The 19,672-nt window shown below is 46.8% G+C and carries 16 protein-coding genes; 13 read left to right on the plus strand and 3 right to left on the minus strand.

The genetic code is table 11. The annotated features are described in order from the left end of the window. The first annotated feature begins 111 nt into the window (after positions 1 to 111). The 4 genes from AC622_RS00435 (at position 112) to AC622_RS00450 (ending at position 5,850) form a co-directional block, all read left to right on the plus strand. On the plus strand, positions 112 to 333 hold the full coding sequence (locus tag AC622_RS00435; RefSeq protein ID WP_049669273.1) for a DUF1450 domain-containing protein: 222 nt from the start codon (positions 112 to 114) through the stop codon (positions 331 to 333). Positions 334 to 431: 98 nt separating this feature from the next. Then, positions 432 to 3,860, plus strand: coding sequence for a lamin tail domain-containing protein (locus tag AC622_RS00440; protein ID WP_049669274.1), 3,429 nt, complete (start codon positions 432 to 434; stop codon positions 3,858 to 3,860). 136 nt (positions 3,861 to 3,996) lie between these two features. Then, on the plus strand, positions 3,997 to 5,301 hold the full coding sequence (locus tag AC622_RS00445) for an HD domain-containing protein (RefSeq protein WP_049669275.1): 1,305 nt from the start codon (positions 3,997 to 3,999) through the stop codon (positions 5,299 to 5,301). Between the two features lie 24 nt (positions 5,302 to 5,325). Beyond that, positions 5,326 to 5,850 carry a YwgA family protein gene (locus tag AC622_RS00450; RefSeq protein ID WP_049672702.1) on the plus strand — a complete coding sequence of 175 codons (525 nt, stop codon included), beginning with the start codon at positions 5,326 to 5,328 and terminating at the stop codon, positions 5,848 to 5,850. Positions 5,851 to 5,897: 47 nt separating this feature from the next. On the opposite strand, the gene AC622_RS00455 is transcribed toward AC622_RS00450, so the two are convergent. Beyond that, positions 5,898 to 6,083, minus strand: coding sequence for a 2-hydroxymuconate tautomerase (locus AC622_RS00455; protein ID WP_049669276.1), 186 nt, complete (start codon positions 6,081 to 6,083; stop codon positions 5,898 to 5,900). A 104-nt stretch (positions 6,084 to 6,187) separates the two neighbouring features. On the opposite strand from AC622_RS00455, the gene AC622_RS00460 reads away from it, so the two are divergent. The 3 genes from AC622_RS00460 (at position 6,188) to AC622_RS00470 (ending at position 7,964) form a co-directional block, all read left to right on the plus strand. Further along, positions 6,188 to 6,832, plus strand: coding sequence for a site-2 protease family protein (locus AC622_RS00460; protein WP_049669277.1), 645 nt, complete (start codon positions 6,188 to 6,190; stop codon positions 6,830 to 6,832). Between the two features lie 21 nt (positions 6,833 to 6,853). Beyond that, positions 6,854 to 7,369 carry a YwhD family protein gene (locus tag AC622_RS00465; protein WP_049669278.1) on the plus strand — a complete coding sequence of 172 codons (516 nt, stop codon included), beginning with the start codon at positions 6,854 to 6,856 and terminating at the stop codon, positions 7,367 to 7,369. 172 nt (positions 7,370 to 7,541) lie between these two features. Beyond that, entirely contained in the window at positions 7,542 to 7,964 is a 423-nt protein-coding gene (locus AC622_RS00470; RefSeq protein ID WP_049669279.1) for a GNAT family N-acetyltransferase, read from the plus strand. Between the two features lie 353 nt (positions 7,965 to 8,317). Here the strand turns inward: AC622_RS00470 and AC622_RS00475 are convergent, their stop codons facing one another. Further along, complete coding sequence (locus AC622_RS00475) at positions 8,318 to 10,393, minus strand: transglycosylase domain-containing protein (RefSeq protein WP_049669280.1); 2,076 nt, start codon at positions 10,391 to 10,393, stop codon at positions 8,318 to 8,320. Between the two features lie 307 nt (positions 10,394 to 10,700). Here AC622_RS00475 and AC622_RS00480 point away from each other — a divergent pair, with 307 nt between their 5' ends. Both AC622_RS00480 and argS read left to right on the plus strand, forming a co-directional pair. Then, complete coding sequence (locus tag AC622_RS00480) at positions 10,701 to 11,150, plus strand: DUF1934 domain-containing protein (RefSeq protein ID WP_049669281.1); 450 nt, start codon at positions 10,701 to 10,703, stop codon at positions 11,148 to 11,150. Next, positions 11,150 to 12,820: an arginine--tRNA ligase gene (gene argS / locus AC622_RS00485; RefSeq protein WP_049669282.1), complete on the plus strand. Its 1,671-nt coding sequence runs from the start codon at positions 11,150 to 11,152 to the stop codon at positions 12,818 to 12,820. Before AC622_RS00480 ends, argS begins: the two co-directional genes overlap by 1 nt. A 45-nt stretch (positions 12,821 to 12,865) precedes the next feature. Here the strand turns inward: argS and uvsE are convergent, their stop codons facing one another. Then, entirely contained in the window at positions 12,866 to 13,825 is a 960-nt protein-coding gene (gene uvsE / locus AC622_RS00490; protein WP_049669283.1) for a UV DNA damage repair endonuclease UvsE, read from the minus strand. Positions 13,826 to 14,132: 307 nt separating this feature from the next. Between uvsE and AC622_RS00495 the strand changes: the two genes are divergently transcribed. From AC622_RS00495 to AC622_RS00510, 4 genes are all read left to right on the plus strand, one after another. After that, complete coding sequence (locus tag AC622_RS00495) at positions 14,133 to 16,250, plus strand: heterodisulfide reductase-related iron-sulfur binding cluster (RefSeq protein WP_049669284.1); 2,118 nt, start codon at positions 14,133 to 14,135, stop codon at positions 16,248 to 16,250. A gap of 197 nt (positions 16,251 to 16,447) precedes the next feature. After that, positions 16,448 to 17,635, plus strand: coding sequence for an acetyl-CoA C-acetyltransferase (locus AC622_RS00500; protein WP_049669285.1), 1,188 nt, complete (start codon positions 16,448 to 16,450; stop codon positions 17,633 to 17,635). 15 nt (positions 17,636 to 17,650) lie between these two features. Beyond that, complete coding sequence (locus tag AC622_RS00505; RefSeq protein WP_049669286.1) at positions 17,651 to 18,502, plus strand: 3-hydroxybutyryl-CoA dehydrogenase; 852 nt, start codon at positions 17,651 to 17,653, stop codon at positions 18,500 to 18,502. 31 nt (positions 18,503 to 18,533) lie between these two features. Beyond that, entirely contained in the window at positions 18,534 to 19,670 is a 1,137-nt protein-coding gene (locus tag AC622_RS00510; RefSeq protein ID WP_049669287.1) for an acyl-CoA dehydrogenase, read from the plus strand. The last annotated feature ends 2 nt before the right edge of the window (positions 19,671 to 19,672 follow it).

A 19,672-nucleotide genomic window follows, 5' to 3' on the forward strand; every position in this document is an offset into this window, starting at 1 on the left:
GACTGTACATCCTTCTTGCAAACACGAATGTGTGAGTGATACAATACGCTTTAGGTCCAATAGTCCTGCATTTTTAGGGGCTAATTTTTTGGTAAGAAAGGATAGACGGTCATGTCGAATGAATTTAGGGTATGTGACGACTGTCAAGCCACAAACTTAAAAACATTGCTGCCAAAATTAAAAAAGGTTGATCCAGATGCAAAAATCGAAATTGGGTGCCAGTCCTACTGTGGACCGGGGCGCAAGAAATCCTTTGCCTTCGTGAACAACCGTCCGGTGGCTGCCCTGACAGAAGATGAATTGATTGAAAAGGTGCAAAAGAAGATTAAATAATACAGAAGCCGTACTCCGAATTTGGGGTGCGGCTTCTTTTCATAAAATCGTCGCTGTGAACCATACTAAGAGGAATCTTAGATGGGGAAGGGGATCGAATGAGGTTTTTACTGATAATTGCTGCAGCCTTTATCTTCGGAGCGGGATTTTCTCCGTTTCATGACAGGGAAGAGATACCGGATCTGCTGATTACAGAGGTTTCCCCGAGCGGGAAGCAGTATGAATATATCGAGATCTACAATAATACGAGCGATCCGGTGAATCTTGGTGATTATGCGCTTCGCTATTTGGCAATGGATGAAACGATGCGCACTTGGGATCTGAAGGAGCGGACGATGGTACCGCCAGGCAAGGCCGCTGTTTTATGGCTTACGAAGGATCGCCCGTCGGCTGAATTTAAGAAGCATTACAAGATGGATGTCGAGCTTTTGGCGACCATAAAAGGGTCCTTGAAGAATAAGGGCAAGAATACGCTCGTCCTTGCCACTGATACTGGGGCTGTCGTCTCCTATGTTTCATATGAAACTGGAAATACACATTTCCGCCACTCAGGGAAGAAAAAGAAGCTAAAGCAGCTCGATGAAACGGCTCCGTCGCCTGGCAGGGTCACGCATGAGCAAGTACCGGACAAATGGAATGAAAAGCAGGCAGGAGCGCAATTGACCCTTGCACCAATTAGTCTTCCAGCTGAAATCCCTGAACGGACAGACCTTGAGCTTGAGGTGGAGGTAAAGGGACGAGAGCAGGCGAAGAGGGTGGAAATGTTTTATAAACGGGCGCAGGATAAAACGTATTCCCGCGTCAATTTCACCATGAAAACATTGGAGACCTTCCAAGGAAACATCTCACGTTATGACATCTACGGTGCCCAGCCAAATGTGCAGTACTTTTTCGAGTTGTCAGATGGTTTAGGAACGACAACTCGCTATCCGGCTAAGGGGTTTAAGACCATTAAGGTCGGAAATCCAGCGATGTACAAGTCTGTTAAGCCGGGGCTGTCTGTTCAGGATAATACCATTTTGCGTGGTGTAAAGAAGATTCAGGTACATAAGCGTTGGGCGGATGAACAGCTGAATTTAACATTGGATAGCATGCCGCTTCCCACGCAAAAAACATTAGGAAAGCCAGCTGCCTTCGTATTTGAGGGGCTTGGAATTGATGAGCGGAAGAAGAGCGCCATCTTTGTCGGAAAACAATTGATTGCCTCGCTTGCACCGACAGAGGGCGAGTACCAGCCATATGAAATATCGATTCCGCTTGAGACGCTGAAGCCCGGGAAGAACCGGATTGCCATCCATACCGGAACGAAAAGGGAGGTGTACCGCTCAGGAAAGGTCGCAGATGTGAAGGAGGCAGACCGCTTTACGGTCAAAAATAGTAAACTGCTGCTTGATGATGGAACAATTATTCGGCCAAAGATGGTTAAAAGTATCAATGCAGAAGGGGATGAGTTGAAGAAGGCTTACCGGGATGAACATCCTTGGGCACTTGGGAAGAAGGGCGTACTCATTCAAGTATTTGAGTTCCATATCTCTGCCGATAAATTTAAGACGTTGCAAGCAGAGATTGATACATCGGCTTATGAGGATGGAATCCATCTCATTAAGGCAGAAGGGGAAGCGGAGTATGAGGCACAAACCGTCTTCGATAATTCGCCGCCGAAGCTCAATCCAGTCACCCCTGAGAAGGGGAAAACCTATAAAGGCACCTTTACGATTACTGCCAACCCGGAGGATAAGATCACTTCCATCGCATCAGTGAAGGGGTATTTAGACGGAAAAGAAATCGAGCTGCCGTACACCACCTCCTCCGGCAAGCTGAAGAAAGGCAAGCATACCGTTCGATTTGTAGCGACAGATGCGGCAGGTAATCGGGCAAAGAAAACAATCCCGTTTCGAATTGTTGAGGAGACACCAATCATCTCTGGGCAGATCAGCCCGAAAAAGGGGGAGAAGGACGTCTCCCTTCATCCTTCTTTAAGTGTGAAGGTGGAGGACCCAACCGATGATAAGCTGCTGGCGAGATTTTATGCCGGCCATCGGTATGATGCGGCAGGCGGGCAAATGAAGGCTTACACAAACATTGCAGCTGAGGAGCCGCCGAAGGGATTGACGACAGAACGAGAGGAACCTGTGAAGAGACGGCAACTGAGACGAATCTCCAAGGTAGATGGGAAGTATTGGACCACTGAAGCGGATTCTGGCTTCCCGTATCAGCGTTATCAGGTAAAAGTAGCTGAACCCGGATCTGCCCTCAAAGAGGTGGAGCTTGAGTGGGTTGGACATTCCCTCCAGGGCAGGCGGGTGACTATGTATGCTTGGAACAGGCTTCAGTCAAGATGGGATGCCCTCGTTTACGGCTATGGGGAGGATGATTTTACCCTGCGGTCAAGCATTGAGCCGGAGACTTATATGAAGGATGGGCTGGTCGATGTGCTTATCCAGGATAAGATTGTTGATGAAGTGAATCGGCCGTTTAATCTTGTCTGGATGTCGGATACCCAATATTATTCTGAGACCTTTGCCCATGTGTTTCCGGTCATGACAAATTGGATCCGTATTCAGAATCAGCTAGGGAATGCCGAATATGTCATCCATACAGGTGACCTCGTCAATGTCCGCTGGGATAAGGAACAATGGGATGTGGCCGACCGTTCGATGAGCATTCTTGATGAGAATCGTATTCCATATGGAGTCTTATCCGGCAATCATGATGTCGGGAATCTTGTTCATGATTATCGTAATTATGCCCGCTATTTCGGCAAGCGGCGCTTTCATGAAAGCCCGTTCTACAATGGGACGAAGCAGAATCGAAACCATTATGACCTGATGTCATTTGGCGGTCATGATTTCTTATTCCTCTATTTAGGCTGGGGCCATGAAACCAGCCGGGAGACACTTAAATGGGTCGACCGTGTGCTGCGCCATTATTCGGAGCGGAATGTCGTGCTCGCTGTCCATAATTATTTGGATGATGAGGGGAGCCGAACCTATAATGGCAAGCAGGTCTTCAATAAAATCGTTCGAAGGTATGACAATATCAAGCTTGTGCTTGCGGGCCATATCCCAGGTGCCAGCCGGCATACCGCCGAGATCCCGGTGAAGGAAAGGCCTGGACATGTGCGCAAGGTGTATGAGATGCTTGCTGACTATCAAAGCGGTCCTGAAGGCGGTCAAGGCTATATGAGGATGCTGCACTTTGACCCTGCTCATAAGCGGCTGAGCGTAAAGACGTATTCACCTTATCTAGATGACCATAATTTCTTTGAGCCGGAGAAGGATGAATTCACCATTGAAGGGCTTGAATTGAACCCAATCCATAAGCAGGTTGCCACTGATTATATTGGCGTTAATGTCTACACGAACAAAGCAATCGGACGTGATTATGCGGGGAAAAAGAATCGAAAGGTGAAGGCTAAGCTCCGCGATTTAACTAAGGATACTGAGTACTTTTGGTATGTGGAGCTCAGTGACAGCTACGGCGGCTGGACGAGATCTCCGTTATGGAATTTCAGAACGAAAGAGTAAGGATTGCCTCCATGCAGGAAAGTGCATGGAGGTTTTTACATGGCAAAAAAACCATTTTTTAAAAGGAGGCGAGAATATGTTTTTTAAATCAAACAAGCTATAATAAAAACATGATTGAGAAGGAAGAGGGAATCAGATGGAGTATTCTCTGCAGAAAATGAACGAAGAAAAAGTATTTAAAGACCCGGTGCACCGCTATGTGCACGTCAATGACCGCGTCATTTGGGACCTGGTCGACACGAAAGAGTTCCAGCGCCTGCGCCGCATTAAGCAGCTTGGCACGACCTATTTGACCTTCCACGGGGCCGAGCACAGCCGGTTCAACCACTCTCTCGGAGTATACGAGATTGTGAGACGGATTGTGGATGGTGTGTTTGACGGGCGGGAGCAATGGAATCCAAAGGACCGCCTATTATCCTTATGTGCGGCTCTCTTGCATGATTTAGGCCATGGACCGTTCTCACATTCGTTTGAGAAGGTATTTGAAATGGACCATGAAATGTTCACGCGTAAGATTATCCTCGGCGATACAGAAGTCAATGAAGTGCTCAGAAGAGTGAACGAAGATTTCCCGAAGGAAGTAGCGGAGGTCATTGCGAAGACGCATGCGAACAAGCTTGTTGTCAGCTTAATCTCAAGTCAGCTTGACGCCGACCGGATGGATTATTTGCTGCGCGACGCCTATTTCACAGGGGTCAGCTATGGCCAATTTGATATGGAACGTATTCTGCGCGTGATGCGTCCGACAGAGGAGCAGGTCGTCTTCAAGCAAAGCGGCATGCATGCGGTAGAAGACTATATCATGAGCCGCTATCAAATGTACTGGCAGGTCTATTTCCACCCGGTTACGAGGAGCGCAGAAGTCATTCTGACGAAGATCCTCCATCGTGCCAAAGAGCTTTATAAAGAAAATTACCACTTTAAACACGAACCATATCATTTTAATTCCTTATTTACCCATACGGTTACTCTTCAAGACTACCTGAAATTGGACGATGCTGTTATGCTATATTACTTCCAGCAATGGGAAGAAGAAGAGGATCCTATCTTAAGTGATCTATGCCGCCGGTTCAATAACCGCGATTTATTCCAATATGTTGAGTTCACGCCATCCAATAAAGAGATGAAGAAGCTTCTTGAATTAACGCAGTTATTTGCGAAGGCAGAGCTCGACCCAGACTATTATTTAGTGCTCGACTCGTCATCTGACCTTCCATATGACTTCTACCGTCCAGGTGAAGAAGAGGAACGGGTACCAATCTATCTGTTATCGAAGAAGAAAGAGCTGAAGGAGCTGTCCCGTGAATCGGATATCGTGGATGCCATCTCCGGTAAAAGGCGAACAGATCATAAGCTCTATTTCCCTGCCGATATGCTTGGGGACATGTCAACACACAGGCAGGAGAAAGAAGAAATCAAGCGAATACTCGAGTGGGAGTAATATACACAAAAGAGGTGAAGAATGGTGTTAAAGGATCATGCACGCATCCTTTCAGCCATAAATGCAGCAGGGCATATTGCTGGAAGAAAAAAGCTTCAAAAGATGATCTTTATATCAAAGAAACTACAATATCCATTTCATGAGAAATTTGAATTTCATTTTTACGGGCCATACTCAGAGGAATTGACACTAAAGATTGAGGAATTGCGCAATCTTGGGTTAATTGAGGAGCTGAAGGATAAGGAGAACGGATACCTTCAATATGATTACTCATTGACCGATGCCGGACACGAGTTCCTGACCTTGTATAAGGACGGCCTTGATGAGCGTCTTGCCCTCTGTCTGAAGGAGCTTAACGGACAGCCCGCCCGCTTCCTTGAGCTTGTTTCAACGATCCTTTTCTTTGACCATTTAACGAAGCCGGAGGTCATTCAGAAGATTCAAGAGCTGAAGGCAAAGCAGAACTATACGGCTGAGGAAATGGAAGAGGCCTTTATCTATGTCAGCCAACTGATGGAGAACAATAAGCCATTATCCATGAATTCATAAAGTAAAAAGAATGGAGCAGTCTCTGCTCCATTCTTTGCCATCAGGCTTTATTGGTCGCTTAAGCGCTTACCGCCAGGGGCATAATGGTTTTTGGACATTTCTTCAATGAAGACCGTAATATTTTCACGCGGAGCACCCGTAGTTTCAGAAACCGCCTCCGTTACTTTTTCACAAAGGGCTTTCTTTTGCTCCTCAGTGCGTCCTTCAAGCATCTTTACAGTCACAAATGGCATGGATATTCCTCCTTGGTTATCATGGATATGGGATTAGTTTTTCATAAATAGAAAGAGAAAGCAAGCTGGCCTCTTAAATCTAATGGAGGCAAGCCGAAAGGGAGATGTTTGTGGATTTTCAAAATATCATCACCAACTTACCGTATATGCTTGTCACGCTGGCAATTGCCTTTACGGTACATGAATATGCCCACGCCTATGCGGCCTATAAATTTGGTGATCAAACAGCAAAGAATCAAGGGCGGCTGACCTTGAACCCGCTCGTACATATAGACCCGATTGGGGCCATCTTTCTAATCCTATTTGGATTTGGATGGGCTAAGCCGGTACCTGTGAACCGATTCTTCTTCAAAAACCCGCGTTTGAACGGAATTATCGTCTCTATCGTAGGGCCTTTAAGCAATCTCGTACTCGCGTTTGTGGCGGTTTTGATTGTTCTTTTCATCCAGCAGTTCAATCTCGGAATGATGATCCCATATTTTATCTTCAAATTCATTAGCATATTCATTAATATCAATGTGTTGCTGTTCGTGTTCAATTTATTGCCTTTTCCTCCATTAGATGGGTATCGTATAATAGAGGACCTTGTCAACCCGGATTTGCGGGCAAAAATGACGCAGTACGAGCAATATGGGGTACTGATCTTCCTTATTCTTGTCATTACGCCGCTCGGCAACTACACGATTGACCCTATTCTCTATAATCTTGTACCGAGCATCCGGGATGCATTATATTCGATTTTATATTAAAAGGAGGCTTCTGATTGGACCATGAGCCAAGAAAAGAAAAAACCAACCTTCAATATTATTAAAAACAATCCGACAGACGGCCATAAAGGCTACGGCATCGGTGCCCTCAGCCTTGAAAATGTCTCTCCTGTCTTCGTTGATGTGGAAGAAAAGAGAGCATTCGTCGATATCGGTGCCATGCATGCGCGCAGTGAAATCGAAAGACGAATCAAATTCCTGCCGAACAAAGAAGAAGTGCCAAACGGAAAACCATACTGGCTCGTCTGGGTAACGATTGAACAGGCGCCGACTGGTGCTTACTATGCCGGTGTAACAGCCTGTGAAATGACCGTTGACCAAGAAATCCGCCGCGGGTATAAATCCTTGCCGGAGCATGTAAACCGTATGGATAAATCCCTTAAACGGCACATCATCGTTGACCATATGGACGACAGCTCAAAGAAAGTCCTCGCCGACTTCCTTAAGAGCCATAATGAAGACCTATGGAACAATTCCTCAGACGAATTGAAGCAGCAACTAAATGTGTCAGAAATGTGAACTTGGTGGAAGGAATTAGGCGGCTAATTGGCATATCACTTGTCGCCTGCAACCAAAAAAAGTAAACTAAAATCACGTGAAATTGTACATTCACGTAGAACTAGGACACGAAAATCCCCGAACCGAATACCGGTTTGGGGATTTTTGTTTTATTGGAGCGGAGGGAATTAAGATGGATATCGTCCTATATGAAAATACGGAGCATGCTGATTGGAATGAGATGAGAGAGATCTACGCCTCCGTAGGCTGGACAAAGCATACAAATGAACGCATCAAGCATGTATTTGAGGCAAGCAATGTGATGGCAATCGCGAAAGCAGACGGGCGCATCATCGGCTTTGGCCGCGCTATGTCCGACGGAGTGTTTAACGCAGCTATTTATGATATAGTCGTTCATCGTGACAATCAAGGGATGGGTGTCGCCAGAGCAGTCATGAAGAACCTGCTTGAACAGCTGAAGGATGTCTCCTGTGTTCATCTGCTATCAACAACCGGCAATGAAGACTTCTACCGCCAATTTGGCATGAGAAAGCTAAAAACAGGGATGGGGCGGTATTTGAACCCAGCATTGGCGAATCAATATTTAGAGGAATAAGAGCAGGCACAGGCCGCTATAATCAAAACAGCGTAATTAAATCTGTTTTTTCATGAAGTTTCTCATAAAAAATCAACATTCCTTTCAAAAACCACCTCCAGCTTGTCCATTTTTAATTTCTCAGCGCCGCAGGGCGGTGATTTTCAAAAGGGATTTTCTCAAAAAGGTGATTTAAGAGCGAACGGCAAGTTTTAAGGGCGGAAACCTGGTCGTTAGGGAGAAAATATAAGAGTAAGGGCGACAATCTAACCGTAAGGGCGGAAATCCTAGGTTAAGAGCGAAAATGCTAGATTAAAACGAAAACTCAAAAATAAAACCGCCAATCCCAAACTCGGGATCAGCGGTTCCTCATCCTAAACTCCATGCTTAAACGGCCAAAAGCGTTTATACCAAGGCTGTTTCTCTTTATCTGTGCCAGAATTCTGATCAGTACTATCTTCAGTATGTCCGTGGAGCGGGCAAATTTCCTTCGGTTCGCTGCCTTTCTTGAAATAGGTCATCCTCTTCACCGGACAGTTTTCATCGGCAAGCATGCCTGTGACGGGGTCAATTTCTACGCCGATTACGCCTTTTGGCTGTTTGAAGTCGGTGACAGGCTTGTCCTCATGGGAGGATTCCATGAATTCGGCCCAGATTTGCTTAGCGGTTGTTTTATCGTATTTGGTTTCAAGCTTGCGTGATTGGTCATAGCCGGCCCAGATGCCGGTTGTCAGCTGCGGCGTGAATCCAATCATCCAGCTGTCGTATTCCGTTGAACCGGATTTGCCGGCATAGGGCCGGGATAGCTTCGGGATGATGGAGGAGCCGGTGACAGAGGCGTATCCATTTAATTTTTCATCAAAGACGCCGGTGAGCATTTGCGTCATGACATAGGCATTGGCTTGATCCAGTGCTTTTTTCTTCTTCGGCTTGCGTTCATATAGAGTGCTGCCATCACGATCAAGGACCTTTGTGATGAAGAAGGGCTTGACCTTCTTGCCGCCGTTCGCAAAGTAATTATAGGCATTGGCCATCTCAATCGGCTTAACACCAGATGTACCAAGGGCGAGCGATGGCACCTTCGTCATTTTGGAGGTGAGGCCGAATCGCTTTCCGGCCTTGACGAGCTCCTCCTGACCGAGGAAGAGATGGGTTTTGACCGCATAAATATTGTCCGATACAGCAATCGCCTGGGCCATCGTGATGGCTTCATTGGCATAGTGATTGCGGAAGTTATGCGGCGTATAGCTGCTTTTCCCTTCATCATAGGAGAAGGTTGTTTCCTCGCTCCTCATCGTTGTGGAAGGGGTGAAGCCTTTTTCAAGGGCTGTGTAATAGAGGAGCGGCTTAATGGTTGACCCCGGCTGGCGCAGCGATTGGGTTGCACGGTTATAGGCGCTCTTTTCATAATTAGTTCCGCCAATCAAGGCCTTTACTCCGCCGCTTTTAGGATTCATGGCAACGAGGGCTACCTGCAGCTCGCTCTTATCCGGGATATGAGCGGTCACGATGTCCTCTGCCTTTGCCTGCTGGGCAATGTTCAATGTTGTATAAACGGTCAAGCCGCCGGCGCGGATGAGATCCTCCCGCCCCTGCAGGACTGTACGAAGCTCCTGGTTCACTGCATCAAGGAAGTAGGGGGCCTTCGCTAAATCCTCTGTATCAAGAGAGCCATATAAGGCGGTATGCTGGAATGCCTGCTGTGCCATTTCACCTTGGGCCTTCGTAATAGCACCGGTTGCCTCCATGGAGCGGAGTACAATTTCCTGGCGCCTTTTTGCATTCTCAGGTGAATGAATCGGCGAGTAGAGGCTCGGCCCCTTTGGGATGCCGGCAAGGATGCTGGCCTCTGTTAAGGTCAGGTCACTTGCGTTTTTGTGAAAATAATAATGGCTCGCGGCTTCAATGCCATACATGCCGTGCCCATAATAAATCGTATTCAAATATCCTTCTAGAATCTCATTCTTCGAATAATGTTCCTCCAGCCTTAGTGTATAGAATGCTTCCTTTGCCTTTCGTGTCCATGTCTTCTCCGACCCAAGGAAGAGGTTCCGGGCGTATTGCTGTGTAATCGTGCTCGCACCTTGAACCTTCGCGCGCGCAGCCACATCTTTAATGACCGCTCCGGCAATTCGCTTTAAATCAAACCCGTGATGGGAGAAAAATTGGCGGTCCTCCACGGCAATCGTCGCATCAATTAAATAAGGGGATATCTGATCAAGAGATACCCAGTAACGCTTCTGTGCACCATGGCTTTCGCCAAAAGGCTGGAGGTCATCTGCTAAATAAACGGTTGTTTGCGGAACGGTCACCTCAGGTGCGCCTGCTATTTTGATGCCAGTCCAAATGGCGGCCAAGCAGGCGAGGGAGACGGTCGTGACGAGTATGGTGCCAAATGTAATGGCACGGTAGATGAATCGTTTTCTTCTTTTGCGTTCGGTTCTGGACATATTCCTTCCCCCTTAGTCTCTGGTGTCAATTCATTCATTACCAGTAGTATGAAAAAAACGGGGCTGTTTTAAACAGAAATTTGGCTTTCGGGGAAAATCTTTACTTTTATATAGGATTGGACTATACTCTTTTAAGTTTGGAAGAAAAAGACGGCTAAGAATGCCTGCGGCACGTCCATACTACTAAAGAGGCATGACAGACCATGGTTTTTTAGGAAATATGGTCCGACAAGTTGCCAGACTGTTTTTCAATATCTTATACTTGTAGAATTGAGTACTAATACAAATCCCAGGGGGAATTCATTAAATGACCGAGGAAAAAAGTAACGCAGCTAAAGAGGTCATGGTGAGATTGAAGACGAAAATCGAACATGAGGACGATGTCGAGAATATCGAACTGGTCACTTTTGGGACATTGCACCATATGCCCAATGCCACATATGTCCGTTACATCGAACATGTAGAGAATAACGGGAAGATCAATACGACGGTGAAATATGATGGAAACGAAATGATCATCATCCGCAGCGGTGCAGTGAAGATGAAGCAACTGTTCAAAATTGGCTCCGTAACGGAAGGGTCATATGACAGCATTCATGGTACACTTGATTTATCGACACATACAAATGCCCTAAGTCATACCGTCAATAAAGAGACGAATGAGGAAGAATTCAAGGTCTCCTATCATTTATTTTTGCAGGATGAAAATGTGGGGCACTATCACCTTACATTAACGGTCAAGGAGGAAAAGAAGTAATGAATATCGTAACGGAAATTCAGGATCAAATTAAAGAAGAAATCAAACAGGCTGTCCTTAAAGCCGGCTTGGCGAAAGAAGAAGAAATTCCAAGCGTCATCCTTGAATTGCCTAAGGATAAAGCACATGGTGATTATTCAACGAATATGGCGATGCAGCTTGCGCGTGTTGCCAAGAAAGCGCCAAGAGCAATTGCGGAAGCGATTATTGAGAATTTCGACACAAGCAAGGCTTCTATCTCAAAGATTGAGATTGCAGGACCGGGCTTTATTAACTTTTACTTAGATAATAGCTATCTAACTGATTTGATTCCTACCATCCTTGAAGCAAAAGAAGCTTACGGGGAATCAAATGTCGGTAAGGGCGAAAAAATTCAAGTTGAGTTCGTATCTGCAAACCCAACAGGAGACCTCCATTTAGGACATGCCCGCGGAGCGGCTGTAGGGGATTCACTTTCCAATATCCTTGATAAAGCAGGCTGGGACGTATCCCGCGAATACTATATCAATGATGCCGGAAACCAAATCAATAATCTCGCCTACTCTGTTGAAGCACGCTACAAGCAAGCGCTTGGTCTTGATGCAGAGATGCCTGAGGACGGCTACCATGGTGAAGATATCATCAATATCGGAAAACGCCTGGCAGAGGAATTTGGCGATCAAATCCTTAGCAAGGGTGATGAAGAACGCTTCAAGTTTTTCCGTGAGTACGGCTTGAAATATGAAATGGAGAAACTGAAGAAGGACCTTGAAAGCTTCCGCGTACCATTTGATGTATGGTTCTCTGAAACATCCCTTTATGAGGATGGCAAAATCATGCCTGCATTGGAGCTTCTCCGTGAGAAGGGCCATATTTATGAGAAGGACGGAGCAACTTGGTTCCGCTCTACTGAATACGGCGATGACAAGGATCGTGTATTAATCAAGAATGATGGCTCTTACACATACCTATTGCCGGATATCGCATACCATAAGAACAAGCTTGAGCGCGGCTTTGATAAATTAATCAACATCTGGGGTGCAGACCACCATGGTTATATTCCGCGTATGAAAGCAGCTATCCAAGCGATGGGCTATTCGAAAGATACGCTTGAAGTGGAAATCATCCAGCTTGTTCATTTGTTCAAAAATGGCGAGAAAATGAAGATGTCCAAACGTACAGGTAAAGCTGTTACGATGAGAGACTTGATGGAAGAGGTCGGCCTTGATGCGGTTCGTTACTTCTTCGCCATGAGAAGTGCAGATTCTCATATGGACTTTGACCTTGACTTGGCTGTGTCCCAATCCAATGATAACCCGGTTTATTATGCTCAATACGCACATGCACGTATTTGCAGTATTTTACGCCAAGGGGAAGAGATGGGCATCACTCTTGATGGGGATGTTGACTACAGCCAAATCGGTTCTGAGAAAGAAATCGACTTATTGAAAAAACTTGGTGAGTTCCCGCAGGCAGTTGCGGAAGCGGCTGAAAAACGCATGCCTCACCGTGTGACAAACTATATCTTTGACCTGGCATCTACGTTCCATAGCTTCTACAATGCGGACAAGGTGCTTGACCCAGAGCATCCAGAGCGAAGCAAAGCGCGTCTTGCCCTTGTGCAGGCAGCGAAGATTACTTTGGCAAATGCCATGAAGCTGATCGGTGTATCCGCTCCGGAAAGAATGTAATAGACAAAAGACCATCCTCTTAGCGAATGCCATGGGATGGTCTTTTTATTTGAATCGAATTTTGCCGCCATTGATGCGCTTTACTCCCCTGATGGCTGCAAGGTCCTCAATTAATTTCTGCATCGCAATATTCTTGTTCTTTGCCTCAATGATAAAATCAATTTCTTGAATCCCGGTCTCCTTCACCAGCTGGATGAACGGGAGAATGAAATCCTTATCCACATCCGCTGCATGAGCCCGTATCTCTTTATCGGAACGGGGAGAGGAGATATGAATCTTCGGCTTCCAGCCACGACCTTCCCATGTTCTTAAAATACGAGGAAGGAGCGATTTTAGCTCTTTAGAGGATGGGTTAGCGATATGATGATGGTAGTCGAATAGAAGAGGGATTTCCTCATGCTCGCATACCTGCAGGGTTTCCTCGGCCGTATAGGTTTTGTCATCATTCTCAAGCGTCATCCGTTCCTTGATCTCGGCAGGAAGCTTCTTGATGTTTTGATAAAAGCGGCTGACAGCTGCTTTTTTATTACCATAGGAGCCGCCAACGTGAATATTGATTAAGGCACCCTCCGGCATACCCATTTCTTCGAGCAAGCGATAATGATAGTGCATATCCCAGACAGCCTTCTCCGTCACATCCTGATTGGGAGAGGTGAAGAGGGTGAAGGCATTCGGATGGAAGCTTACGCGGAGATGATGCTCCTTGACGAGCCTGCCAAGCTCAGCCCACTCCTTTTTGAAGGGGGTGAGATAATCCCATTTGACGTCAGGATGGGTGGCTAGCGGTACAATTGAGCTTGAGAAACGGTAAATCTTGATTTCTTTTGCAATATTGTAATGAAGAATCCGTTTAGTCGATTCAATATTCTGCTTCGTTATTTCGTGGAGCCTTTCTTTCTGCTCCCTCGGAGAAAGCCTGCTCCAGCGTGTATAGGTAATCGTCCTTGAGGGAGAGGATTCCCAGAGGTCTAAGGCGGTTGAGACATATCCAAATTGAATATCCATTATGGGCATCCTTTCTAATGGAAATAGTTTCAAAAATATGGAAATAGGGTAGGGGTAAATGATACATATCCAGCCATGAAGTTAGTATGGCGAGTTTTGCGTGAAATACCCCCCCTCACACAGCCAAAGATGCATGTATTTCCTCCTGAGTTTAGAATAATTTGAAATTATAGGAAGATATAGATTGACTGAACGCTCATTCATTATATAAAATGAACATAGAAACTGAATGGTATATTTAGGAATGCCGCTATTTGAAGCATGCAAGCGAGAGTAGCAGCAAATAAGGGGCGAAAGAGGGATGGAGATGAATGGTCTGCTTTGGATCAATTTAATTGCAGCCATACTTGTAACCGCTTACGCAATCTATCTGTTTGCGTACTTGGTTAAGTCTCGAATCGAATTTATCAAGCTCGGCAAGAAGGAAGAGTTTGATAATGATGTTAAGAAGCGGCTCGAGAAGATATGGGTGTATGTGTTTGGACAGAAGAAGCTGATGAAGGATAAGAAAAGCGGTACGATGCATGTGCTCTTCTTTTATGGATTTATATTGGTCCAATTTGGAGCCATCGATCTAATCTGGAAAGGGATTAAGCCAGGCTCACACCTGCTGCTTGGACCTCTCTACCCGTTTTTCACATTCTTCCAGGAAATTGTTGTTTTAATGGTTATGGTCGCTGTTATATGGGCGTTTTACCGCCGTTATATTGAGAAGCTTGTCCGATTGAAACGGGGGTTTAAATCAGGACTTGTACTGATCTTCATTGGCGGACTAATGCTTGCGACTTTGGTAGCTAATGGTGCCTCTTTAATTTGGCTCCATGGCGGGGAGCTGCACTGGTCTGAGCCTGTTGCCTCATCCATTGCTTTCCTGCTTGGCTGGATGAGCGAGACAGCGGCTGCTGTAGTGTTCTATGTAGCTTGGTGGATTCACCTGCTGTTTATTCTGACCTTCTTAGTTTATATCCCGCAATCCAAGCATGCTCACTTGATCGCGGGACCAGCCAATGTGTATTTCCACAGGCTGACACCGCCGAAATTAAAGCCGATTGACTTTGAAGATGAGTCACAGGAAACGTTCGGCGCTGGAAAGATTGAAGATTTCACGGACCTTCAGCTGCTTGACCTCTATGCTTGTGTAGAGTGCGGCCGCTGTACAAATATGTGTCCGGCATCCGTCACAGGGAAGATGCTTTCCCCGATGGACCTGCTGCTTAAGATGCGCGATCATCTAACCTTCACAGGTGCTGCTGTAACACGCAAAGAGCCTTGGGTGCCATCCTTTGTCTTTGCTAACACAAAGGGTAATCAAATCGCGATGGCGGCAAAGGGTCAGGGAGCTGTCGAATCGGCGGCAGCGATTGACATGTACAACCCAGCGCTTGTCGGTGAAGTGATTACAGAGGAAGAACTTTGGGCTTGTACCACTTGCCGTAACTGTGAAGACCAATGTCCCGTCATGAACCAGCATGTCGGCAAGATCCTTGATATGCGCCGTTACTTGGTGCTCACAGAAGGAAAGGTGCCGGCAGATGCCCAGCGTGCGATGCAGAACATCGAGCGTCAAGGGAACCCTTGGGGATTGAACCGGAAGGAACGTGAGGCTTGGCGTGAAGCACGCGAGGATGTACATGTTCCAACCGTGAAGGAAATGTCCAAAGCAGGAGAAGAATTTGAATACTTATTCTGGGTCGGTGCCATGGGCTCATACGATAACCGTTCCCAAAAGATTGCCCTTTCCTTTGCGCGCTTGCTGAATGAAGCCGGCGTCAAATTTGCCATCCTTGGCAATAAGGAGAAGAACTCAGGGGATACACCACGCCGCCTTGGCAACGAATTCTTGTTCCAGGAGCTTGCGACGAAGAATATTGAGGAATTTGCGAAGAATGACATTAAAAGAATCGTTACGATTGACCCGCATGCCTTTAATATTTTCAAAAACGAATATCCGGACTTTGGTCTCGAGGCTGAAGTGTACCATCATACACAAGTGCTGGCTGAACTCGTACGGGATGGAAGATTGAAACCGACACATGCCGTCAATGAGAAGATCACCTTCCATGATTCATGCTATCTTGGCCGTTACAATGATGTTTATGACGCACCGCGTGATATCTTAAAGGCTATTCCAGGTGCCTCTTTCGTCGAAATTGAAGGACGGAACCGTGAGAACGGAATGTGCTGTGGAGCAGGAGGCGGGTTGATGTGGATGGAGGAAGAAACAGGCCATCGCATCAACGTAGCAAGAACGGAGCAGGCATTAACGGTGAATCCAACTGTCATCAGCTCTGGATGTCCGTACTGCTTAACGATGCTCAGTGATGGTACGAAGGCGAAGGAAGTTGAAGAAGAAGTGAAGACATATGATGTAGCAGAGCTTCTAGAGAAGTCTGTGTTCGGTGAGGAAAAGGAATTAGCATCATAATCGGTTCATCAAAGGGGTCTATATAAGAACTGTGGAGAGACGGAGATCTTGCACCTATATTTAGGGGGAAATAGCGTGTATGGATTTCCGTTTCTTTCCTTTTTATGTAAAATAATAGTATGATAGAATAAAGCGCTTACATAGCGAACGAGCGTTCAGTCATGGATGGGAGAAATTCAATAATCGGAGGGGAAAAGATGAGAAAAACGGTTATTTTAGACGGCGCAAGAACACCTTTTGGCAAATTCGGAGGGTCACTAAGCAGTTTGACGGCCTCGCAGCTAGGCGGTATGGCCATTAAGGAAGCAATCGGACGATCTGGCATCAAGGCAGAGGAAATTGATGAAGTAATCATGGGGTGTGTCCTTCAAGGGGGCCAAGGACAAATAGTTTCTCGCCAGGCAGCACGTGAAGCTGGTCTGCCATGGGAAGTGAAAACGGAAACGATTAATAAGGTATGTGCATCAGGACTAAGAAGTGTAACGCTGGCTGACCAGATTATTCGCCTTGGTGATGAGGAAGTCATCGTTGCCGGCGGAATGGAGTCAATGAGCAATGCGCCATACATTCTCCCGAAGGAACGCTGGGGAGCGAGGATGGGAGATGGACGTGTGGTAGATATGATGGTTCATGATGGTCTGACCTGCAGCTTCACGGGTGTGCATATGGGGACATACGGCAATAGCACAGCAACAGATTTAGAGCTTACGAGAGAAGAGCAGGATAAATGGGCTTACCAAAGTCATCAGCGTGCCATTGCTGCGATGGAGGCTGGACGCTTGGAAGAGGAGATTGTGCCTGTAACGGTTAAAGAACGCAAGGGGGAACGGGTCATTTCTGTTGACGAGGCACCAAGGAAGGATACAACTCCGGAAAGATTGGCCAGCCTGAAGCCTGCCTTTGGTGCAGACGGGACCATCACTGCCGGTAACGCACCTGGCATTAATGACGGGGCAGGGGCACTCGTCCTAATGAGTGAAGAACGTGCCCGTGAGGAAGGACGCCAGATTGGGGCTGTCATTCTCGGCCATGCGGAGGTAGCCGTTGAGGCAAAGGATTTCCCGAAAACACCAGGACTTGTTATTAATGCCCTGTTGGAGAAAACGGGCAGGTCATTGGATGAGGTTAATTTATTCGAAGTGAATGAGGCGTTTGCGGCGGTTGCCCTTGCAAGCGGCAAGATTGCTGGTTTAGACGCAGAGAAGGTCAATGTCAATGGAGGAGCCGTTGCGCTAGGTCACCCAATTGGGGCAAGCGGTACAAGAATTATCCTTACGCTGATGTATGAATTGAAGCGACGCGGAGGCGGAATCGGCATTGCCTCCATCTGCAGCGGCGGCGGCCAAGGGGATGCAATCATGATTGAAGTACCAAAAGGGGAATAAGGGGGAGCTTTCAGAATGGAGATCAAACAAGTCATGGTCATAGGGGCCGGCCAAATGGGCTCTGGAATCGCACAGGTATGTGCGGCGGCTGGATATGATGTATTTCTGCATGATTTGAAGGAGGAATTCGTGAACAGAGGCCGCTCAGGCATTGAGAAAAATGTGCAGCGCCTTGTTGATAAGGGACGTCTCTCAGATGAAGAGAAGGCTGCAATCCTTGAGCGAATTAAGCCTTCCACTGATTTGCAAAATGCCAAGGAAGTGAATGTCGTTATTGAAGCTGCTGTGGAAAATATGGAGATCAAGAAGCAATTATTTGCTGAGCTCGATCAACTAGCACCGCCTGAGGCCATTTTGGCGACGAATACCTCTTCCTTGCCAATCACAGAGATTGCAGCGGCAACAAACAGACCGGAGCAGGTCATCGGGATGCATTTCATGAACCCGGTTCCGGTCATGAAGCTCGTTGAAATCATCCGCGGTCTAGCGACGAAGGATGAGGTATATACCGCCATTGAAACAATGGCAAAGGACCTTGGAAAGGTACCTGTTGAGGTGAATGACTTTCCAGGATTCATCTCTAACCGTGTGCTCATGCCAATGATTAATGAGGCGATCTTCACACTTTATGAAGGTGTTGCCTCCAAGGAAGCGATTGATGAGGTCATGAAGCTTGGGATGAATCATCCGATGGGACCTCTTCAGCTCGCTGATTTCATCGGGCTTGATACATGTCTTTATATTATGGAGACACTTCAGGAAGGGCTTGGTGAGGATAAATACCGTCCATGTCCGCTTCTGCGCAAATATGTGAAGGCCGGCTGGCTTGGGAAGAAGACAGGCCGAGGGTTTTATGAATACAGCTAATAGGCATCACGCCTATGGGGAGGCAGCTTGAATGGACTTAAGATTTACAGAAGAACAGCAGATGATGAGAAAGATGGTGCGGGAATTCGCAGAAGAAGTGATTGCACCATTTATACCGGAGATGGAAAAAGGGGCATTTCCAAGCGCTGTGCTTGAGAAAATGGGCGGGCTTGGTCTAATGGGAATTCCCATTCCAGCAGAATACGGCGGTGCCGGTATGGACTTCACATCCTATATTATCGCCATCCATGAGATCTCAAAGGTAAGTCCGACAGTCGGCGTTATTCTGAGTGTTCATACCTCTGTCGGTACGAATCCCATCCTCTTTTATGGGACAGAGGAGCAGAAGAAGGCCTATATTCCGAAGCTTGCCAGCGGTGAATATCTGGGAGCCTTCTGCCTGACGGAGCCGAGCGCAGGCTCAGATGCCGGGTCGCTTAAATCGAAGGCCGTTAAGCAAGGCGATGAGTATATTCTCAATGGCTCCAAGATCTTCATCACGAATGGAGGAGAGGCAGATACGTATATTGTCTTCGCTCAAACGGCACCAGAGCAGGGAAGCAAAGGAATCTCTGCCTTTATCGTGGAAAAGGGGACACCTGGCCTTATCATCGGCAAGGATGAGCAGAAAATGGGCCTTCATGGCTCGCGTACGGTGCAAATCACCTTTGAGGATATGAAGGTTCCTGCGAAGAATCTGCTCGGGGTTGAGGGTCAGGGACTAGCCATCGCACTCAGTAACTTGAACACGGGCCGAATCGGCATTGCTGCTCAAGCGCTTGGAATCGCTGAAGGTGCTTTCGTAGAAGCTGTACGTTATGCGATGGGGAGGCAGCAGTTCGGCAAACCAATCAGTGCTCAGCAAGGAATCGGCTTTAAGCTTGCTGATATGGCGACAGCGATTGAAGCTTCTAAGCTGCTCGTCTATCAGGCAGCCTCCTTAAAAGGTGATGGATTATCCTGCACGAAGGAATCGTCGATGGCGAAATTGATGGCATCAAGGACTGCCATGGATGTCACGACAGAGGCCATCCAAGTATTTGGCGGATACGGCTATACAGAGGAGTATCCAGTCGAGCGCTATTTCCGCGATGCAAAGGTAACGGAGATTTATGAAGGAACAAGTGAAATACAGCGAATAGTCATCAGTAAGCAATTAGTAAATTGATA

Origin of the sequence: Bacillus sp. FJAT-27916, from assembly GCF_001183965.1 — a bacterium.
Lineage (GTDB): Bacteria > Bacillota > Bacilli > Bacillales > Pradoshiaceae > Pradoshia.